The sequence below is a fragment of the Armatimonadota bacterium genome (assembly GCA_031459715.1).
Taxonomy (GTDB): Bacteria; Sysuimicrobiota; Sysuimicrobiia; order Sysuimicrobiales; family Humicultoraceae; genus Humicultor; species Humicultor tengchongensis.
This window is the reverse complement of record JAVKIA010000023.1, coordinates 1-16935: the sequence shown is the minus strand read 5'-3', so window position 1 is coordinate 16935 and position 16935 is coordinate 1. Positions and strand designations below refer to the sequence as shown.

The following is a 16935-nucleotide window of genomic DNA, read 5'->3' as shown; positions in this document are numbered from 1 at the left end:
TGACCTATGGCTCACATTCTGCCCTTCCGCGGCCAGCCCGCCTACGACCTGGAGGTCGCCGGCATGGTGCGCACCCTGCCCCTCATCCAGGTGGCTCCCGACACCTGGATCGCCTACTACTACAGCCTGGGCGACACCGAGGTGATTGACCGCGCGGCCAAGCTGCTGGCGCCCCGGCTGAACGATCCGGAGATCCTGGTGACCACGGAGATCAAGGGTATCCCCCTGGCCCACGCCATCGCCACTTACCTGGGGCTTAAGCCCTACGTGGTCTGCCAGCGGCGCATCCGTCCGTTCATGCTCTCACCGCTCATGGTCCGCTACAAGCCCATCACCGCCAAGACGGAGCAGGAGCTGTATATGGACGGACGGGACGCCATGAAGCTGCGCGGCAGGCGCGTGGCCGTGGTGGACGACATCTTCAGCACCGGCGAGACCATGCGGGCCATGCTGGAGCTGATCGCTCAGGCGGGGGGCAACGTCGTGGCCAAGGCGGCGATCCTGCTGGAGGGGGAGGAGGTACCCGACATCCAGAACCTGGGAATCCTCCCGATTTTCAAGCTGCTGCCGGAGCCGGAATCCGCTTAGACTGGCTTTGCCGGCCCCACAGACCCGAGGAGTGTCCAATCGGAAGGAACGGACCAATCCTGGCCACTGTCATGCACCGGCAGGAAGCGGGCGGCCAGGTCCAGGCCGCCCGCCGCTGCCTCCGCCGCGATTGGTCCGCTTACGGCTCCTTCGGCCAGGGGCCGACGATGCCCGGCGCCGCCCACTCCATGGTGGTCAGCTCCAGCACGGTCATGGTCTTGCCCGCGGGCACGCGCAGCACGCCCTTGCGGTCGCGGATGGGTCCGGTGAAGGGATCGAAGGCCACGGGCGTCCGGGACATCTGCGCCAGGCGCCGCATCACCAGGTCGTACACGGAGATCGTCCCGAATTCCGGAGTGCTCACCTTGACGGCCTGCAGCTTGGGCGCCCAGACCGGGTTGATGGGCACCCCGAACGCCCCGCCCAGCTCCACCGCCTTCTCCGCCAGCAGCCACCAGTAGTCGACGTCCTGCAGGTTGTCGGCGGTGTACTTGCCCGCCAGCACCTTCCGCAGGAAGTCGATGTAGATGACCTCCCAGTGCACCAGCTGGCCGGAGATCACGTGCTGCGGGGCAAACCGCTGCATGGGGGAGTAGTGGCTGAAGCTGGGTAGCCCCTTCTTGGCGGCCACCTGGATCACCGTAGGCGAGTCCTCGGTGAAGGCAAAAACATCGGCCCCCTCGGCGATCAGCGCCTCGGTGGCCTCCTTGGCCTTCGCCGGGTCAAACCAGGAGAAGAGCCAGCGCACATGCACTGTGGCCGTGGGGTTGACCGCCCGGATGCCCAGGGCGAACGCCCCCAGGTGCCGCTTCACCTCGGGGATGGGGAAGGCCGCCACATAGCCGATCTTGCCGCTCTTGGTGAGGGCGCCGGCCATCAGGCCGTTCAGGTAGTAGACCTGGTAGAAGTCGGCCATGTAGGTAAACATGTTGCGGTTGCGCTTGAAACCGCTGGCGTGCCCGAAGATGATGTTCGGGTACCGCCTGGCCATGGCCAGGGTGCCGTCCATGAAGCCAAAGCTGGTGGTGAACACCACCTTCGCCCCCTGCTGGATCAGCTTCTCGATGAACGGCTCCACCTGGGCCTCCGGCACCGACTCCACGTAGAGGGTCTCGATGGGCAGGGTCCGCTCGGCGATCCGCCGCCCCTGGTCGTGGGCGTGGGTCCAGCCGTAGTCGCCGATGGGGCCCACGTAGATGAACCCGGCCTTGAGCTTGGCCTGCGCCAGGCCGGGCCCGGCTGCGGCGAACAGAAGCATCAGCGCCACCAGTGCAACTGTCCTCATCCAGCGCATCGTCATCCTCCCTCTGCTCCCGGACTCAACGCCTTGCCGCACACGCACCGTCTCCTCTCACCTCCCTCCTGCTACCGCTCCCCCCGCACGTAGGGCACGCCCAGCGCCTCGGGGGCGCCCTGCGCCCGCCCGCCGCGGCGGGCCGCGGCGGCCAACACCACTATGGTAAAGGCGAACGGCATCATCTGCAGCGGCTCCGGTGCCACCCAGGTCTGCAGGCGGAAAGAGAGATGGAAAAGCGCACCGAAGAGGAACGCGCCGACCACCGCCCGCAGCGGGTCCCAGGAGGCGAAGATGGCGATGGCGATGGCGATCCACCCCAGGCCGTTGGTCATGCCCTCCGTCCAGGAGGGGCGGTAGGCCACAGAGAGAAACCCTCCGCCCACCCCGGCCAGTGCGCCCCCGAAGACGACGGTCAGGTAACGAACCAGGGCCACATTGATGCCCAGGGTGTCCACAGCAGCCGGGGCCTCGCCTGTGGAGCGGATGATCATGCCCCAGCGGGTGTGGTAAAGGACGAACCACAGCGCCAGCGCCAGCAGCAGGCTGAGGTAGGTGAAGGCTGAGACCTCGGGCAGGGTCTCCAGCAGCGGGAGTCCCTCCCAGCGCCGCCCCAGCAACGCGGACAGCCCCAGGCCCAGCATGGTCAGAGCCAGCCCGGAGACGTACTGGTTGGCCCGAAGGGTAATGGTGACGAAGGCGTGCACCAGAGCCGCGGCTGCGCCGGCTCCGGCGGCAAGCAGCAATCCCACTAGCGGGCTCCCGGTGGTCTGCGCCAGGGCGAAGGCGGAGAACGCGCCCAGGATCATCATGCCCTCCACGCCCAGGTTGACCACCCCGGAGCGCTCGGCATAGACCTCGCCCAGCGCCGCCCACAGCAACGGCGTGCCCAGGGCCAGCCCCCGGATGATGGTGTTGAGGACCCACTCCTCCATAGGCTACTCCTCGCCCGCGTCCCACCTCGTACCCGGGTCTGCCCCGGCGTCGGCCACGGGCAGCGGCGCGGGCACCTCCCGCCGCGGCGCCCAGCGCACACGGTAGTAGAGGAGGCGCTCGCTGCCGATCAGCCAGAAGAGGATCAAGCCGTTGAAGACATCGGTCACCCGCGCCGGCATCTGCAGCGCCACCTTCATCACGTCGCCGCTGGTGAAGACCACGCCCAGGAACATTGCCGTGAGGATGGCGGCGATGGGACTGCCGCGGGCCAGCCAGGCGACGATGATGGCCGCGTAGCCGAACCCCAGGGAGACCTGGTTCGGGTCCAGGAGGCGGTGGTGGATGCCGCCCACCTCGCCCACGCCGGCCAGGCCCGCCGCCCCGCCGGCCAGGAGCATCACCAGGAGCGTGGTGCGGGTGGGGTCGATGCCAGCATAGCGCGCGGCATCCAGGCTCTCCCCCTGGACACGGATCTCGAAACCCAGCCGGGTGCGGGCCAGCATGAAGGCCAAAGCCACGGCCAGGGCGATGCCCACCAGGAGGGTCACCCAGTGGATGCGGGTGCCGGCGAGCAAGGGGATCTGCGCAGCCGGCGGAAACTCGTCGGTGAAGGCGAAGCCCCGCATCTGGGGCCCCTTCCACGGTCCGTGCACCAGCCACGAGACCAGGTAAATAGCGATGTAGTTCATCATCAGCGTGGAGATGACCTCGTTCACCGCCAGGCGCAGCTTGAGCAGGGCCGGGAGAAAGCCCCAGGCCGCCCCACCCAGGAACCCGGCCAGGAACATGGCCGGCAGCTTCAGGGGGTCGGGCACCGGGGAGAAGAGCGCCACCCACGTCGCCGCCGTGGCGCCGGCCAGGATCTGGCCCTCCGCCCCTATGTTCCAAAACAGCGCCCGGAAGGCCAGCACCAGCCCCACCCCGGCCAGCAGCAGGGGGATGGCAAAGCGCACCACCTCGGGCAGCGCCCGCAGGTTGAACAGCGTCCCCCGGATGATCACCCCGTAGGCGCGCAGCGGCTCCACCCCGTGACTCCAGAAGATCACCCCGCTTGCGGCCATGGCCGCCAGGATGGCCAGCAGGGAGACGCCCAGGACCCAGGGCAGCGGCGGATCAGGTCGCCGCTCGATCTCCAGGGGGCCCACCCGCATCATGCGCGCTGCCCCGTCATCATCAGCCCCAGCCGCTCGCGGTCTGCCTCCGTCGCGGCCACGGTGCCCACGATCTCGCCGCCGAACATGACGGCGATCCGGTCCGAAAGCGCCAGGATCTCGTCCAGGTCTTCCGAGACCAGCAGGACACCGGCCCCCTGCTGGCGGCGCCGCAGCAGGAGGGCGTGGATCTGCTCGGTGGCGCTGACGTCGAGACCGGAGGTGGGGTGGGCGGCGATGACCAGCCCCGGCTCCCCCGAGAGCTCGCGGGCGAGGATGAGCTTCTGGATGTTGCCCCCGGAGAGGGCTCGAGCGGGCGTGCGCGCGGAGGGCGTGGCGATGTCGTACTCGGCGATCATGCGGTGGCTGAAGTCCAGGATCGCCTCCGCATCGAGGAGCGGCCCGCGACAGAAGGGAGGATAGCGGTACTGACGCAGGACCAAGTTCTCGGCCACGGAGAGCCGCGGCACGATCCCCATGCGCACCCGTTCTTCGGGGATGTGCGCCGCTCCCGCCTCGAAGATCTCGCGGGGCGAGCGGTTGGTCACATCCCGGCCCAGCACCCGCACCCGGCCCCGCTCCGCCCGCCGCAACCCGGTCAGGACCTCCACCTGCTCCCGCTGCCCGTTGCCCGCCACACCGGCGATCCCCAGGATCTCTCCGCGACGCACGCTGAAGGAGACCCCGCGCAGGGCCAGCAGGCCGCGGTCGCTGCGCGCCCAGAGGTCCTCCACGCCCAGCGCCTCCCCGTCCGTGGCAGCAGGGGCCTTGGGCAGGCGGAACTCGACCTCGCGGCCCACCATCATCCGGGCCAGGGCCCGCTTGTCCGTCTGGGCCACCGGGACCGTATCCACCACCCGCCCCTTCCGCAGGACCGTCACCCGGTCTGCGACGGCCATCACCTCGTCCAGCTTGTGGGTGATGAAGATGACGGCATGCCCTTCCTCCTTCATCCGCCGCAGTACGGCGAAGAGCCCCAGCGTCTCCTGCGGCGTGAGGACGCTGGTAGGCTCGTCCAGGATGAGGATCTCTGCGCCCCGCAGCAGCGCCTTGATGATCTCCACCCGCTGCTGCTCGCTGACGGAAAGGCTCCAGATGGGTGCCCGGGGGTCGACCAGCAGGCCGTAGCGCTGTCCCAGCTCTTCGATTCGCCGCTGCACCTGCCGTGCCGGAAAGAGCGGCGGCGTCCCGGCCAGGCCCAGGGCCACATTCTCCGCCACCGTGTGCCGGCGTACCAGGAGGAACTGCTGGGGGACCATGCCGATGCCCCGGGTGATGGCATCGTGCGGGGAGCGGATGCGCACGGAGCGGCCCCGCAACACGATCTCACCCGCATCGGGCTGGTAGATCCCGTAGAGGACGCTCATCAGGGTGGTCTTGCCAGCGCCGTTCTCACCCAGCAGGGCGTGCACCTCTCCCGGCCGCACCTCCAGGGTGACGCGGTCGTTGGCAACCACTCCGGGAAACGTCTTGGTGATGTTCCGGAGGACGAGGAAGGCCTCCACATGCACAGGGTTCTCCCCCCTTCCCCGCTCCTTCCTGCTGTGGGCAGCCTCCAAGCAGCAGGAGGAGCCGAAGGCGCCTGTTGAAGCGTTACCGCAGCCATGGACGTCCTGCTGCCCCGTACCCTGGAGGAAGCCCTGGAGATGAAGGCCGAACGGCCGGAGGCCGTGCCCATCGCCGGAGGGACAGACGTGATGGTGGAGCTCAACTTCGGCCGCCAGCGGCCCGAAGCCCTGATGGACATCTGCCGCCTGCCCGAGCTGGCGCGGTGGCGGCGGGAGGACAGCGTCTTCTTCCTTGGCGCGGGGGTGACCTTCACCCGCATCCTGCGGGAGCTGTCGCAGTTCCGCCCTCTGGCGCAGGCGGCGCGCAGTGTGGGCTCGCCCCAGATCCGCAACCGGGGGACGGTGGGCGGGAACCTGGGGACCGCCTCGCCGGCCGGCGACGCCCTGCCGGTGCTGGCCGCCTACGATGCTGAGATCCTGCTGGGGCGGGCCGGCGGGCAGACCCGGGCGCTGCCCTGGGACCAGTTCCTGGTGGGGCCTAAGCAGACGGCGCTGCAGCCGGCGGAGCTGATCCTGGGGGCACGCTGGCGTATCAGCCGGGGCCCCGGGTCGTTTTCCAAGGTGGGGCCGCGGAATGCCATGGTCATCGCCGTGGTCAGCCTCTGCCTGGTGGTGGACGAGGAGAGGCGGCAGGTGCGCGTGGCCCTGGGCTCGGTGGGGCCGACGGTGTTGCGTGCCCCGGCGGCAGAGGCCTACGCCTCCGGTGCGCTGGAGGACGCCGGGGTGTGGGACGACCCGGCGGCGCCCCTACCGGGGCCGGTCCTTGAGGAGTTCGGCCAGCGGGTGGCCGCGGCGGCCCGACCGATCGACGACGTCCGGGGAACGGCCGCCTACCGCCGGCACGCCTGTGCGGTACTGGCGCGGCGGGCGCTGGGATGGGCGCTGCAGGAGAGGAGAGGCTGATGCTGGTGAAGGCCAGGGTCAACGGACAGTGGCGCACCGCGGATGTCTGGCCCGGGTCCAGCCTGCTGTACATGCTGCGCGAGCACCTGGGGCTGCCCGGTTCCAAGAACGCCTGCGAGCAGGGGGAGTGCGGCTCCTGCTCCGTCTGGCTGGATGGCGAGCTGGTCTGTGCCTGCCTGGTGCTGGCGGCGCAAGCGCACGGGCGGGAGGTGGAGACGGTGGAGTCCCTGGCTGCCGACGAGCGCCTCCACCCCGTGCAGGAAGCCTTCCTGGAAGCCGGCGCGGTGCAGTGCGGCTTCTGCACCCCGGGACTGGTGGTGGCCGTGACCGACCTGCTGCGCCGCGAACCCCACCCCGACGAGGCCACGGTGCGGGAGGCCCTCTCCGGGAACCTGTGCCGCTGCACCGGCTACGTGAAGATCCTGGATGCCGTGCACCTGGCGGCGGAGCGGATGCGGGAAAACTCCACCTGAGGGACAGGACCCCGGAGCTCGGAGGTGAGCCGGATTCTCATCGAGCACTGCGAGGTCGTCGCCACCATGGACGACGCCGGGACGGAGATTGCCGGGGGATCCATCCTCATGGATGAGGGGGTGATCGCCTGGGTGGGCGGTGGGGCTCCTCCGCGGTCGGAGGGGGCGGAGCGGGTGGACGGCCGTGGCACCGTGGCCCTGCCCGGACTGGTCAACACCCATCACCACCTGTACCAGGCGCTGACCCGCGTGCGGGCTCAGGACCGGGGCCTCTTCGGCTGGCTTCGGGCGCTCTACCCGGTGTGGGCCGGGCTGGATGCGGAGTGGGTGCTGACCGCGGCGCGGGTGGGCCTGGCCGAGCTGGCCCTCTCCGGCTGCGCCACGACCACCGACCACCACTACATCTTTCCCCCCGGCCGCCCCGGGCTGCTGCAGGCGGAGATCGACGCGGCACGGCAGATCGGCTTGCGCTTCCACCCCTGCCGCGGCTCCATGGACCTGGGGGAGGCGCAGGGCGGGCTGCCCCCGGACAGCCTGGTGGAGGACACGGAGACCGCGCTGGCGGAGACCGAAGACGCGGTGCGCCGCTTCCACGATCCCCGGCCGGGGGCCATGGTGCGCGTGGCCGTGGCCCCCTGCTCGCCCTTCTCGGTCACACCGCGGCTGATGCGGGAATCTGCGGAGCTGGCGCGGCGCCTGGGGGTGCGTCTGCACACCCACATCGCCGAGACGATGGAGGAGGAGACATACTGCCAGGCCACCTTCGGGCGGCGGCCGGTCCAGCTCCTGGAGGACCTGGGGTGGGTGGGACCCGACGTCTGGCTGGCGCACTGTGTGCACGTCAACCCCTCCGAGGTGAGCACATTTGCCCGCACCGCCACAGGGGTGGCCTGGTGCCCGGCATCAAACCTCCGCCTGGGCTCGGGTGTGGCCCCGGTGCGGGCGCTGCTGGACGCGGGGGCGCCGGTGGGCCTGGGCGTAGACGGCTCGGCATCCAACGACAGTGGGAACCTCCTGGCGGAGGCCCGCCTGGGTCTCCTGGTGCAGCGGGTGCACGGCGCTGCCGCCATCACCGCTCGGGAGGTGCTGCGGATCGCCACCCGCGGGGGAGCGGCCTGCCTGGGGCGGGAGGATGTCGGCTCGCTGGAACCAGGCAAGCGCGCCGACGTGGCCCTCTTCCCTGTGGACGGGCTGGCCTTCGCCGGGGCGGAGGCGGACCTGGTGGCGGCGTTGCTCTTCTGCGGCCCGCCCCGGGTCCACCACCTGTTCGTGGAGGGCCGCCCGGTGGTGCGTGCCGGCAGACTGGTCGGCGTCGATGAGGCGGAGATTGCCGCGGCGGGGCGCAGGTTGGCCCGGCGCATCGCCGGGGGTGCGGGGAGGGTGGTCAGGTGAGCGTGCGCACCGTGCGTCGCACCCGCGGCGTGGTGGGCGAAAGCGTCCGCCGCGTCGACGGGGTGCCCAAGGTGAAGGGGCAGTTCCTGTTCGGCAGCGACCTGTGGGCGGAGGGGATGCTCTGGGGTCACACCCTGCGCAGCCCCTACCCGTCCGCACGCATCCGTTCCGTGAACATCGCCGCCGCGCTGGCCCACCCGGGAGTGGCCGCTGTCCTTTTGGCAGAGGATGTTCCTGGCAAGAAGACCTACGGGTTGGAGTTCGCCGACCAGCCGGTGCTGGCCTGGGAACGGGTGCGCTACGCCGGGGAGCCCGTGGCCGTCCTGGCGGCGATCGACCCGGAGTCGGCACGGCGCGCCGCGGAGAAGATCGTGGTGGATTACGAGGTTCTGCCCGCCGTCACCGACATGGAGCAGGCGCTGCGGCCCGATGCTCCCCGGGTTCACGACTTCGGCAACGTCCTGCGGCACATCCGCATCGAGCACGGCAACCCCGGCGCGGAGGCGGAGGTGTGGGTGGAGGGGTACTATGAGACGGGGATGCAGGACCAGGCCCCCCTGGGCCCCGAGGCGGGGCTGGCCATCCCGGCGCCCGATGGTGGGGTGGACCTCTACGTGGCCACCCAGTGGCTGCACGTGGACCGGGAGCAGATCGCCCCCTGCCTCAACCTGCCAACGGAAAAAGTCCGCCTGCACCTGGCCGGAGTGGGCGGCGCCTTCGGCTCCCGTGAGGACGTGCACATGCACATCCATGCCTGCCTGCTGGCCCTGCGTACGGGCCGGCCGGTGAAGATGTCCTACGGGCGGGAAGAATCTTTCCTCGGTCACGTCCACCGCCACCCCGCCCGCATCTGGATGCGACACGGCGCGCGGCGCGACGGGCGGCTGGTCAACGTCTACGCGCGGATAGTCCTGGACGGAGGCGCCTACGCCTCCTCCTCGGCGGCGGTGATTCACAACGCCGCCACCTTCGCCACGGGGCCGTACGAGGTCCCCAACGCGCTCATCGAGGCCACCTGCGTCTACACCAACAACCCGCCCTGCGGGGCCATGCGCAGTTTTGGTGCGGTGCAGGCGGCCATCGGCTACGAGGCTCAGATGGACAAGCTGGCCCGGGCGCTGGGTATAGACCCCGTGGAGCTGCGCCTGCGGAACGCTCTGGCCCCCGGCTCCGTTCTGCCCACGGGCCAAGTCATCCGGGGCAGTGCTCCGGTGCGCGAGGTGATCCGCCGCTGCGCCGCCATTCCCCTGCCCCCGGAGGAACCGCCGCAGGGGCGCCATCCCATCTTCCTGCCCGGGGGCACAGGCAACGTCTCCCGCGGGGAGCGCTTGCGGCGCGGGGTCGGCTTCGCTGTGGGCTACAAGAACATCGCCTACAGCGGCGGCTTTGACGACTCGGCGGAGGCCCGGGTGCGCCTCTTCCGCGGTCCGGGTGGGGCGGTGGCCGAAGTGCACAGTGCCGCCGCCGAGGTGGGGCAGGGCATCCACACCATCCTGCTGCAGGTGGCGCGCACGGAGCTGGGTATCGAGCAGGTGGTGCTCCACCCGCCGGACACGCAGGTGGGCTCCGCCGGATCCACCTCGGCCTCGCGGCAGACGGTGATGTCCGGCGGCGCCGTGCAGCTGGCCTGTCGCGCGGTGAAAGAGGAGCTCTTGGCCCGCGTCCGCCGCCTGGCGCAGACGGAAGGTCGGCCGCTCCGGGAGCCCCTGGACATCGAAGGCGGGATGGTGCTGGCTGCGGGCGATCCCCTGGCCCCCGTAGAGGAGTTCCTGGAGCCGCCTATCGAGCAGACGCGCGTCTACCACCACCGACGCACCACCCCCATCGACGCGCGCGGCCAGGGCGAGCCGCATGTGGCCTTCGGCTTCGCCGCCGAGCGGGCCGTGGTGGAGGTGGACGAGGAACTGGGTCTGGTCCGCGTGGTGCAGATCGCCGGGGCTCAGGACGTGGGACGGGCGCTGCACCCTCAGGGAGTTACCGGGCAGATCGAGGGCGGGACCGCCCAGGGGCTGGGCTTTGCTCTGATGGAGGAGCTGCAGCTGGAGGAAGGCCGGATTCGGAACGCCTCGTTCACCGACTACCTGATCCCCACCGTCCTGGATATGCCACCGGTAGTCTCCGCCCTGGTAGAGGACCCTGACCCGGACGCCCCCTACGGAGCCAAGGGGGTGGGAGAGATGTCCGCCATCGTCTCCACACCCGCCATCCTGGCCGCACTGCGCGACGCCACCGGCCGCGAGCTGAACCGGGTCCCTGTGCGGCCGGACGACCTGATCGGTCTGGCCCCGCCCCGCACCTCCGCAGGCCCGCCCCCCTCACCCCAGGTCCCCGGACCGGAACCAATTCCCTACTATGCGGGCCTGGCAGCCGGACAGGCCACGCTTATGCGTGGCCCCGGGTAGCTGTCGGGCTGACATCAGCCGACCTGGCCTGAGCACCGCCGGAGGCAGGAACCTGCGCCCCCACGCAGCACATCTACGCTCTGCCGCCCTCCTCCGCTCAATGCACAATCCGCGTGCCCGTCTCGCCGGCCAGAGCACGTTCCAGCGCTTCGGGGGCGGTGATAAGCACCTCCTTGCCTCCGGCTTCCAGGTAGTCGATCGCCGCCTGGATCTTGGGGCCCATGCTGCCGGGCGGGAAATGCCCCTCGGTCAGATAGCGCTTGGCCTCTTCCAGGGTCATCCGCTTCAGGAAGCGCTCCCCGGGTTTGCCGAAGTTCAGGGCCACTTGCTCCACCGCCGTGGAGATGAGGAAGAGGTCGGCTTTGATGGTGCGGGCCAGCAGGCTGCTGGCCAGGTCCTTGTCGATCACCGCCTCCACGCCGCGCAGCCTCCCGTTGGCTTCCCGCACCACCGGGATCCCTCCGCCGCCAACGCCCACCACGATGAATCCCGCGGCGAGCAGGGTCTGGATGGCCGCGGTCTCCACGATCTCCAGCGGCTGCGGCGAGGGGACCACCCGCCGCCAGCCGCGGCCCGCATCCTCCCTGACCACCCATCCTCGCTCTGTCCGGTACCGCTGCGCCTGCTCCTCGGTGTAGAAGGGCCCGATGGGCTTGGTGGGATGCTGAAACGCCGGATCGGCCTGGTCGACCACCACGCGGGTGACCACCGTGGCCGTCTGCCGTCGCACCCCCCGACGCAGCAGGGCTTCGTCCAGGGTAACCTGGGCCATGTACCCGATAGCCCCCTGGGTGTCCGCGCCGCAGACGTCCAGCGGCACAGTGTGCAGCACATGACTGGCCAGCTCCGAGCGCAGCAGGATAAAGCCGACCTGGGGGCCGTTGCCGTGGGTGATGACCACGTCCCACCCCTGAGCGATCATGGCGGCGATGTGCTCCGCGGTCTCAGCCATCGCCTCCCACTGGTCGGGAACCGTTTGCCGCTCCGGTGACTTGATCAACGAGTTGCCGCCGATGGCCACAACTGCCAGTCTCCCCATAACGCCTCCTGGGCGCGCGCGGATCGCGTCCGCCGCAGCAATCATTCCCTGCCCTTCTACGGCCCGTCACCCCCTCCCTCCAGCGTTCCGCCGGGCGTCTGTGCGGCCTGCCGGTCGTCCGCTCGCAGACGCCGTGCCTGCGCGGTGAAGTTGACCGGCCCCTCTCTCCTCTAGTATCGTCTGGTCGAGACCGACGCGTCGGTCTACACCTGATTTGCCCCGGAGGGTGACTCCTGGCCGGCTCCACCGCAGAGAGCGCCACGCGCGACCGCCTGCTGGCTGCGGCCATCGATGTCTTCGCCACCAAGGGGTACCACGGCGCCGGTGTGGACGACATCGTAACCGCCTCCGGCACTTCCAAAGGTGCGTTTTACCACTACTTCTCCAGCAAACGGGGGATCTTCGTCACCCTGATGGAGACGCTGGCAGGGATGGTGGAGCAGAGCGTGGAGGAGGCTATCGCCGCGCAACGGGGAGCGCTGGCCAAGGTGGAGGCGGCGCTGCGGGTGGTTCTGGAGACCGCCGCCCAACAGCGGGAGCTGGCCCGAATTCTGCTGGTGGAGGCAGTGGGCCTGGGGCCGGAGCTGGAGCAGAAGCGACTGGAGATCCACCGCCGGTTTGCCGCTGTGATTCAGCGGCACCTGGACCGTGCCGTGGCCGAGGGATCTATTCCCCCGCAGGACACCGCCCTGGCGGCCCGGGCCTGGTTCGGCGCCCTGGTCGAGGTGATTACGCAGTGGCTGGTGGGGGAGGGGGAGGACCTCCGCACGCGGCTCCCCGCGTTGCGCTCCCTGCTGCTGCGCAGCATCGGTGCGGTGGAGACGGGCGGGCGGCCAACCGCGGTCCCACGTAGACGGCGCCGGTGATGACGCCGCACATTCGGTTCCTGATCCTCCGCGGCAGCCACCACCCTAGAGGACCCGCACTTCCCGGGGCAGGCGGCTCAGGATCTGCGGGCCCTGGGCGGTGACCACGACAATCTCCTCCAGCCGTACGCCGAACTCCCCGGGAAGGTAGATCCCCGGCTCCACGCTGAAGGTCATCCCCGCCTCCAGGGCCTGCTCGTTCGTGCAGGTGACAGACGGTGCTTCGTGCACGGATACGCCGATGCCGTGGCCGGTGCGGTGCGTAAAGCGGTCCCCGTAGCCGGCCCGCTCGATCACCCGCCGCGCTGCCAGGTCCACCTCGCGGATGGGGACTCCCGGCCGGATCGCCTCCAGGGCGGCGCGCACGGCCTCCTCCACCAGCATGTGAATCTCCCGGTAGCGCGCGGAGGGTGGCCCCAGAAAGGCCATCCGCGTGATGTCGGACATGTACCCGTCCACCCGGCTCCCCAGGTCCACCAGGATTGGGTCTCCTGCCCTGCCCACGGCGGTTGAGGTGGAGTGGTGCGGAAAGGCAGAGTTGGCTCCCGCCGCGATGATGGCGAAAGGCACTTCCTGCGCTCCTGCGGCGTAAAACGCATCCTCAGCCACCCGCTTCAGGTCGGCTTCCCGCATGCCAGGGCCGGCAGCCGTGAAGACGGCCTCTACGGCCGCGTCCGCCGTGGCGGCGGCCCGGTGCAATGCGGCGATCTCTTGCGCCGACTTGACCATGCGCAGGGGAGCCATCACCCGCCCCCCGGGGATGAAGCGGGCCTGGGGCCACAGCTCCTGGAGCAGCAGCAGGGCGTCAGCGCGCATGGTATCCCCGACGGCGACCAGCGGCGGCGCGCCCAGACGCCTGTGCGCCTCCCGCAGCGCGGCGCGGGGACCCTGGGCGTCGGCGTAGGTGATGGTGGGGAACGGCACGTGCGGGGCCGCCTCGGCGGCATTCAGCTCTGGCACCAGGAAGAGCACCTCTTCCGGACTGAGGAAGAGGTAGCAGGGACGTTCGTCGGGATGAGGAGTGTAGCCCAGGAGGTAGAAGAGATCGTCGCCCGGAGGGAGCACCAGCACGCCGCCTCCTTCGGCCTCCAGCCGCCTGCGAGCCTGCTCGATGCGGGACATCATGGTAAGGATTTTGCCCGTCGACTTCCGGGATCCCTGCTCCTTTGCCGTCCCCCCTCCCCCGGAGTAGCATAGAGCCGTGCCCGAACCCCTTCGTCTGCCCACCCGCGAGGCTCTCCCAGCCGCACGCGCCCGGGCGCGGAAGATCGCTGCCAGGTTGCGGCAGCACTATCCCCAGGCACGCATCCCCCTGCGCCATGAGAACGCCTTCCAGCTCTTGGTGGCCACCATCCTCTCCGCGCAGTGCACGGACGCCAGGGTCAACCAGGTGACCCCGCTCCTCTTCCAGCGCTACCGGACGCCGGCGGACTTCGCCGCCGCCGACCCCCGGGAGCTGGAAGCCCTCATCCGGCCCACCGGCTTCTTCCGGCAGAAGGCGAAGGCCATTATGGCGGCCTCGCGCACGCTGGTGGAGCGCTTCGGCGGCGAGATGCCGCGCACCATGGAGGACTTGCTGCAGCTGGAGGGCGTCGGGCGGAAGACGGCCAACGTCGTCCTCGGCGGCTACTACGGCGTTCCGGGTGTTGTGGTAGACACTCATGTGCGTCGCCTCAGCCAGCGTCTGGCCCTCACCGGGTCGGACGATCCCGACGTGATCGAGCAAGATCTGATGCGCCTGGTGCCCCGCGAGGAGTGGACCGCCTTCTCCCTGCGGCTGATCTTCCTGGGCCGGGAGATTTGCACGGCGCGAAACCCCCGCTGTCCAGCCTGCCCGCTGAACCCTCTCTGCCCTTCGGCCACCTACCGGGGCGCGCCCCCGTGGATGAGCCAGCCGGGGCCCCGGCGTGCAGCCCAACGGGCTTCCGCTCAGGGGGCGCGGCGGGGTGGCCGCGTGAGCGCTGCACGGGCCAGGCGGGGTTAGCTGCGGCAGATTTTCTGCATCGGGCAAGCAGAGCACCGGGGACAGCCCGCCGCGCATACCGCCGCCCCGAAATCCGTCAGCGCGTGGGCCGGGTGGCGGATGGATGGGTAGCGCCGGAGGAACTCCCGGTACTTGGGCACCACCCGCTCCACCTGAGTCTATCGCAGCATGACCTCGGAGACCGGAATGCGGTAGGGAGCCCGTGTGCGGCGCCACGGCAGGTCCTGCCCGTGACGGCGGTACCAGCGGGGCAGGCGGCGGGTGAAGACGGTTTCCCGGCGCTTCACCACCACAGCCGGTTCACAGCCGCCGCCGACCCCTCCGGTCGGCATCTGCTCCCGATGCAACCACATGTGTAAACGACGACGGACCGTCGTCGCATACACACGTGGTGGGGACAGAACGAAGAGGCACGCCCGGGGGGCGGCAGGAGTCTGCGCCCGGCGCAGGGAAGCGCGTGACGCGGACGCGCCCACGTGCAAGGGAGGCTGGCATGCCTGGGGTCCGACATGAACGCACGTTGATCTTCATCAAGCCCGACGGGGTGCAGAGGGGGCTGGTGGGTGAGGTGCTGCGCCGCTTCGAGCGCGCCGGTCTGAAGATCATCGGGCTGAAGATGGTGCAGCCGACACCCGACTTCCTGGAACAGCACTACCCCAAGACCGAGGACTTCCTGCGGACCCTGGGCGGCAAGACCCGGGAGGCCTTTGCCGCCGCGGGGCTGGACGTGAAGGAGCAAACCGGGAGCGACGACCCGCTGGCCATCGGCCGGGCTGTGCGCCGCTGGCTCATCGACTATGTGGCCAGCAGCCCGGTGGTGGCCTTTGTCCTGGAGGGCATTCAGGCGGTGGGCACGGCGCGCAAGCTCGTGGGCGACACGCTGCCGTTCCGCGCCGCCCCGGGCACCATCCGCGGCGACTTCTCCATCGACTCGCCCACGGTGGCCAACCTGCAGCGCCGTCCCGTGCGCAACCTCATCCATGCTTCCGGCACCGTGGAGGAGGCGGACTTCGAGATCGGCCTGTGGTTCCGTCCGGAGGAGCTTTTCACCTACCGGCGGGTGGACGAGGTCCTCATCCAGGGAGAATGACCCGGCCGATGATCCAGCAGGAGGCGGCAATGATGTTGCCGCTGTGCGGCTCCACCGGCAGGGTCTCCCCGTCGGCCAGCACCCACACCGTGACCCGCTCGGTGGCCACGCCCAGGCGCCAGTAGGACGCCCCGGTCTCGCCGTTGGTCAACAGGCGGGCCTCGTCCACCACGCCGGAGATCAGTGCTGTGGCTTCCGGCTCCCCCGGCGGCTGGTCGGCGGCGAAGTGCGCCACGGAGAGGAACGAGCGCATGGGCGGCCGGTACTGCGCCTGACTGGCCGCCCCGTAAGCGGCAGCGTCGGGATAGAGCGCTGCTTCATGGGCGATGCCGCAGAACTCCACGGGCACCACTGCGCCCACCCGCAGGTGTGTCCGCGCCAGAGCGAAGTTCACCAGGTCGATGCGCACCGGGAAGGCCCCGGAAAGGGGCTCGTCGGCCTCCGCCGGCTCCACCCAGCCCTCCAGCCATCCTTCCGCCGCCTCGTCGACATCTTCGCCATGCGCCGTGATGGCCACACGCAGCCATGTGCCGGTATGGTAGAAGGGTGTGGCGTTTACCACCTCTCCCCGGGCGTCGGCCAGCACCCAGATCTCGGGCCCACCGCCCACCTCCCAGCGCACTAACGCCCCGCCCCCGGGCAGGGGCAGGCGCTCCCCGCGGGCCGCCGCGGTCCGCATCAGGGCCGTGTACTCGTGCATCTCGCGGACGGGGAACCCGATGCAAGCGAAGTGGCTGGACATCCCGTCTCCTCACCGCGTGAGGGAGGTGACGCGAACGGGAGACCTGCTGGAGATGGGGCGCATGCAGGAAGCAAGAGATAGGCAGGTAGGGATTGGCATCCCGGCCCACCCATGAGGCGTAGGCACCCATTCCATGACCTGCACCGCTCTCCCTCCCTGCTCCCCTTCCCGCCGGGGTTCCTCTGGGGCACTGCCAGTAGCGCCCACCAGGTAGAAGGTAACACTACCAACAACGACTGGTGGGCCTGGGAGCAGCAGCCCGGACGCATTGCCTGCGGGCACCGCTCCGGGCTGGCCTGCGACTGGTGGCGGGCGGCGGAAGCGGACTTTGACCGCATGGCCGCCCTGCACCAGAACGCGCACCGTCTCTCCATCGAGTGGAGCCGCCTGGAGCCCCAGCCGGGGCGGTGGGACGGCCGGGCGCTGGCTCGCTACCGCCAGATGCTGGCCGGGCTGCGGCAGCGCGGCATCACCCCGATGGTCACCCTGCACCACTTCACCTTCCCT

General features: G+C 70.1%; 17 protein-coding genes. 9 read left to right on the top strand and 8 right to left on the bottom strand.

Features of this window, described 5'->3' with window-relative positions; genetic code table 11:
* Window positions 1–6 precede the first annotated feature (6 nt).
* Window positions 7–588, top strand: a complete 582-nt coding sequence (locus QN152_09370; GenBank protein MDR7539721.1) for a phosphoribosyltransferase family protein — start codon at window positions 7–9, stop codon at window positions 586–588.
* 139 nt (window positions 589–727) lie between these two features.
* Here QN152_09370 and QN152_09365 read toward each other — a convergent pair whose 3' ends face one another.
* From QN152_09365 to QN152_09350, 4 genes are all read right to left on the bottom strand, one after another.
* On the bottom strand, window positions 728–1873 hold the full coding sequence (locus QN152_09365; protein ID MDR7539720.1) for a BMP family ABC transporter substrate-binding protein: 1146 nt from the start codon (window positions 1871–1873) through the stop codon (window positions 728–730).
* Window positions 1874–1953: 80 nt separating this feature from the next.
* Window positions 1954–2817, bottom strand: coding sequence for an ABC transporter permease (locus QN152_09360; GenBank protein MDR7539719.1), 864 nt, complete (start codon window positions 2815–2817; stop codon window positions 1954–1956).
* Window positions 2818–2820: 3 nt separating this feature from the next.
* Entirely contained in the window at window positions 2821–3972 is a 1152-nt protein-coding gene (locus tag QN152_09355) for an ABC transporter permease (GenBank protein MDR7539718.1), read from the bottom strand.
* Window positions 3969–5480 carry an ABC transporter ATP-binding protein gene (locus QN152_09350; protein ID MDR7539717.1) on the bottom strand — a complete coding sequence of 504 codons (1512 nt, stop codon included), beginning with the start codon at window positions 5478–5480 and terminating at the stop codon, window positions 3969–3971. Before QN152_09350 ends, QN152_09355 begins: the two co-directional genes overlap by 4 nt.
* 93 nt (window positions 5481–5573) lie before the next feature.
* Here QN152_09350 and QN152_09345 point away from each other — a divergent pair, with 93 nt between their 5' ends.
* From QN152_09345 to pucD, 4 genes are read left to right on the top strand one after another with little or no spacing between them, the layout of a single operon-like run.
* The gene (locus QN152_09345) at window positions 5574–6440 is read left to right on the top strand and encodes an FAD binding domain-containing protein (protein MDR7539716.1); all 867 of its coding nucleotides are present in this window, start codon (window positions 5574–5576) and stop codon (window positions 6438–6440) included.
* Window positions 6440–6913 (top strand): (2Fe-2S)-binding protein, encoded by a 474-nt coding sequence (locus QN152_09340; GenBank protein ID MDR7539715.1) that lies wholly within the window; start codon window positions 6440–6442, stop codon window positions 6911–6913. The genes QN152_09345 and QN152_09340 overlap by 1 nt, the downstream gene beginning before the upstream one ends.
* A 24-nt stretch (window positions 6914–6937) precedes the next feature.
* Window positions 6938–8305, top strand: a complete 1368-nt coding sequence (locus QN152_09335; GenBank protein ID MDR7539714.1) for an 8-oxoguanine deaminase — start codon at window positions 6938–6940, stop codon at window positions 8303–8305.
* Window positions 8302–10707: a xanthine dehydrogenase subunit D gene (gene pucD / locus QN152_09330; GenBank protein ID MDR7539713.1), complete on the top strand. Its 2406-nt coding sequence runs from the start codon at window positions 8302–8304 to the stop codon at window positions 10705–10707. Before QN152_09335 ends, pucD begins: the two co-directional genes overlap by 4 nt.
* A 97-nt stretch (window positions 10708–10804) precedes the next feature.
* On the opposite strand, the gene arcC is transcribed toward pucD, so the two are convergent.
* The gene (gene arcC, locus QN152_09325; GenBank protein MDR7539712.1) at window positions 10805–11746 is read right to left on the bottom strand and encodes a carbamate kinase; all 942 of its coding nucleotides are present in this window, start codon (window positions 11744–11746) and stop codon (window positions 10805–10807) included.
* 233 nt (window positions 11747–11979) lie between these two features.
* Between arcC and QN152_09320 the strand changes: the two genes are divergently transcribed.
* Window positions 11980–12612, top strand: coding sequence for a TetR/AcrR family transcriptional regulator (locus QN152_09320; protein MDR7539711.1), 633 nt, complete (start codon window positions 11980–11982; stop codon window positions 12610–12612).
* 45 nt (window positions 12613–12657) lie between these two features.
* Here QN152_09320 and QN152_09315 read toward each other — a convergent pair whose 3' ends face one another.
* Entirely contained in the window at window positions 12658–13737 is a 1080-nt protein-coding gene (locus tag QN152_09315; protein MDR7539710.1) for a Xaa-Pro peptidase family protein, read from the bottom strand.
* A gap of 76 nt (window positions 13738–13813) precedes the next feature.
* Between QN152_09315 and nth the strand changes: the two genes are divergently transcribed.
* A complete protein-coding gene (nth, locus tag QN152_09310) occupies window positions 13814–14596 on the top strand; it encodes an endonuclease III (GenBank protein MDR7539709.1) in 783 nt (260 codons plus the stop codon).
* Between the two features lie 158 nt (window positions 14597–14754).
* Here the strand turns inward: nth and QN152_09305 are convergent, their stop codons facing one another.
* Window positions 14755–14928 (bottom strand): hypothetical protein, encoded by a 174-nt coding sequence (locus tag QN152_09305; protein MDR7539708.1) that lies wholly within the window; start codon window positions 14926–14928, stop codon window positions 14755–14757.
* Window positions 14929–15089: 161 nt separating this feature from the next.
* Between QN152_09305 and QN152_09300 the strand changes: the two genes are divergently transcribed.
* Window positions 15090–15686 (top strand): nucleoside-diphosphate kinase, encoded by a 597-nt coding sequence (locus tag QN152_09300; protein ID MDR7539707.1) that lies wholly within the window; start codon window positions 15090–15092, stop codon window positions 15684–15686.
* Here QN152_09300 and QN152_09295 read toward each other — a convergent pair.
* The gene (locus QN152_09295; GenBank protein ID MDR7539706.1) at window positions 15670–16428 is read right to left on the bottom strand and encodes a hypothetical protein; all 759 of its coding nucleotides are present in this window, start codon (window positions 16426–16428) and stop codon (window positions 15670–15672) included. The two genes, QN152_09300 and QN152_09295, sit on opposite strands and share 17 nt — an antisense overlap.
* Window positions 16429–16539: 111 nt before the next feature.
* On the opposite strand from QN152_09295, the gene QN152_09290 reads away from it, so the two are divergent.
* Window positions 16540–16935: family 1 glycosylhydrolase (locus QN152_09290; GenBank protein MDR7539705.1), on the top strand; the 396-nt coding region annotated here is incomplete at its 3' end.

Bases quoted from the DNA above. Each gene is read 5' to 3' on its own strand.
- QN152_09370 (MDR7539721.1), top strand. From the start codon at position 7: ATGGCTCACATTCTGCCCTTCCGCGGCCAGCCCGCCTACGACCTGGAG.
- QN152_09365 (MDR7539720.1), bottom strand. From the start codon at position 1,873: ATGAGGACAGTTGCACTGGTGGCGCTGATGCTTCTGTTCGCCGCAGCC.
- QN152_09360 (MDR7539719.1), bottom strand. From the start codon at position 2,817: ATGGAGGAGTGGGTCCTCAACACCATCATCCGGGGGCTGGCCCTGGGC.
- QN152_09355 (MDR7539718.1), bottom strand. From the start codon at position 3,972: ATGATGCGGGTGGGCCCCCTGGAGATCGAGCGGCGACCTGATCCGCCG.
- QN152_09345 (MDR7539716.1), top strand. From the start codon at position 5,574: ATGGACGTCCTGCTGCCCCGTACCCTGGAGGAAGCCCTGGAGATGAAG.
- QN152_09340 (MDR7539715.1), top strand. From the start codon at position 6,440: ATGCTGGTGAAGGCCAGGGTCAACGGACAGTGGCGCACCGCGGATGTC.
- arcC (MDR7539712.1), bottom strand. From the start codon at position 11,746: ATGGGGAGACTGGCAGTTGTGGCCATCGGCGGCAACTCGTTGATCAAG.
- QN152_09315 (MDR7539710.1), bottom strand. From the start codon at position 13,737: ATGATGTCCCGCATCGAGCAGGCTCGCAGGCGGCTGGAGGCCGAAGGA.
- QN152_09305 (MDR7539708.1), bottom strand. From the start codon at position 14,928: ATGCCGACCGGAGGGGTCGGCGGCGGCTGTGAACCGGCTGTGGTGGTG.
- QN152_09300 (MDR7539707.1), top strand. From the start codon at position 15,090: ATGCCTGGGGTCCGACATGAACGCACGTTGATCTTCATCAAGCCCGAC.
- QN152_09295 (MDR7539706.1), bottom strand. From the start codon at position 16,428: ATGTCCAGCCACTTCGCTTGCATCGGGTTCCCCGTCCGCGAGATGCAC.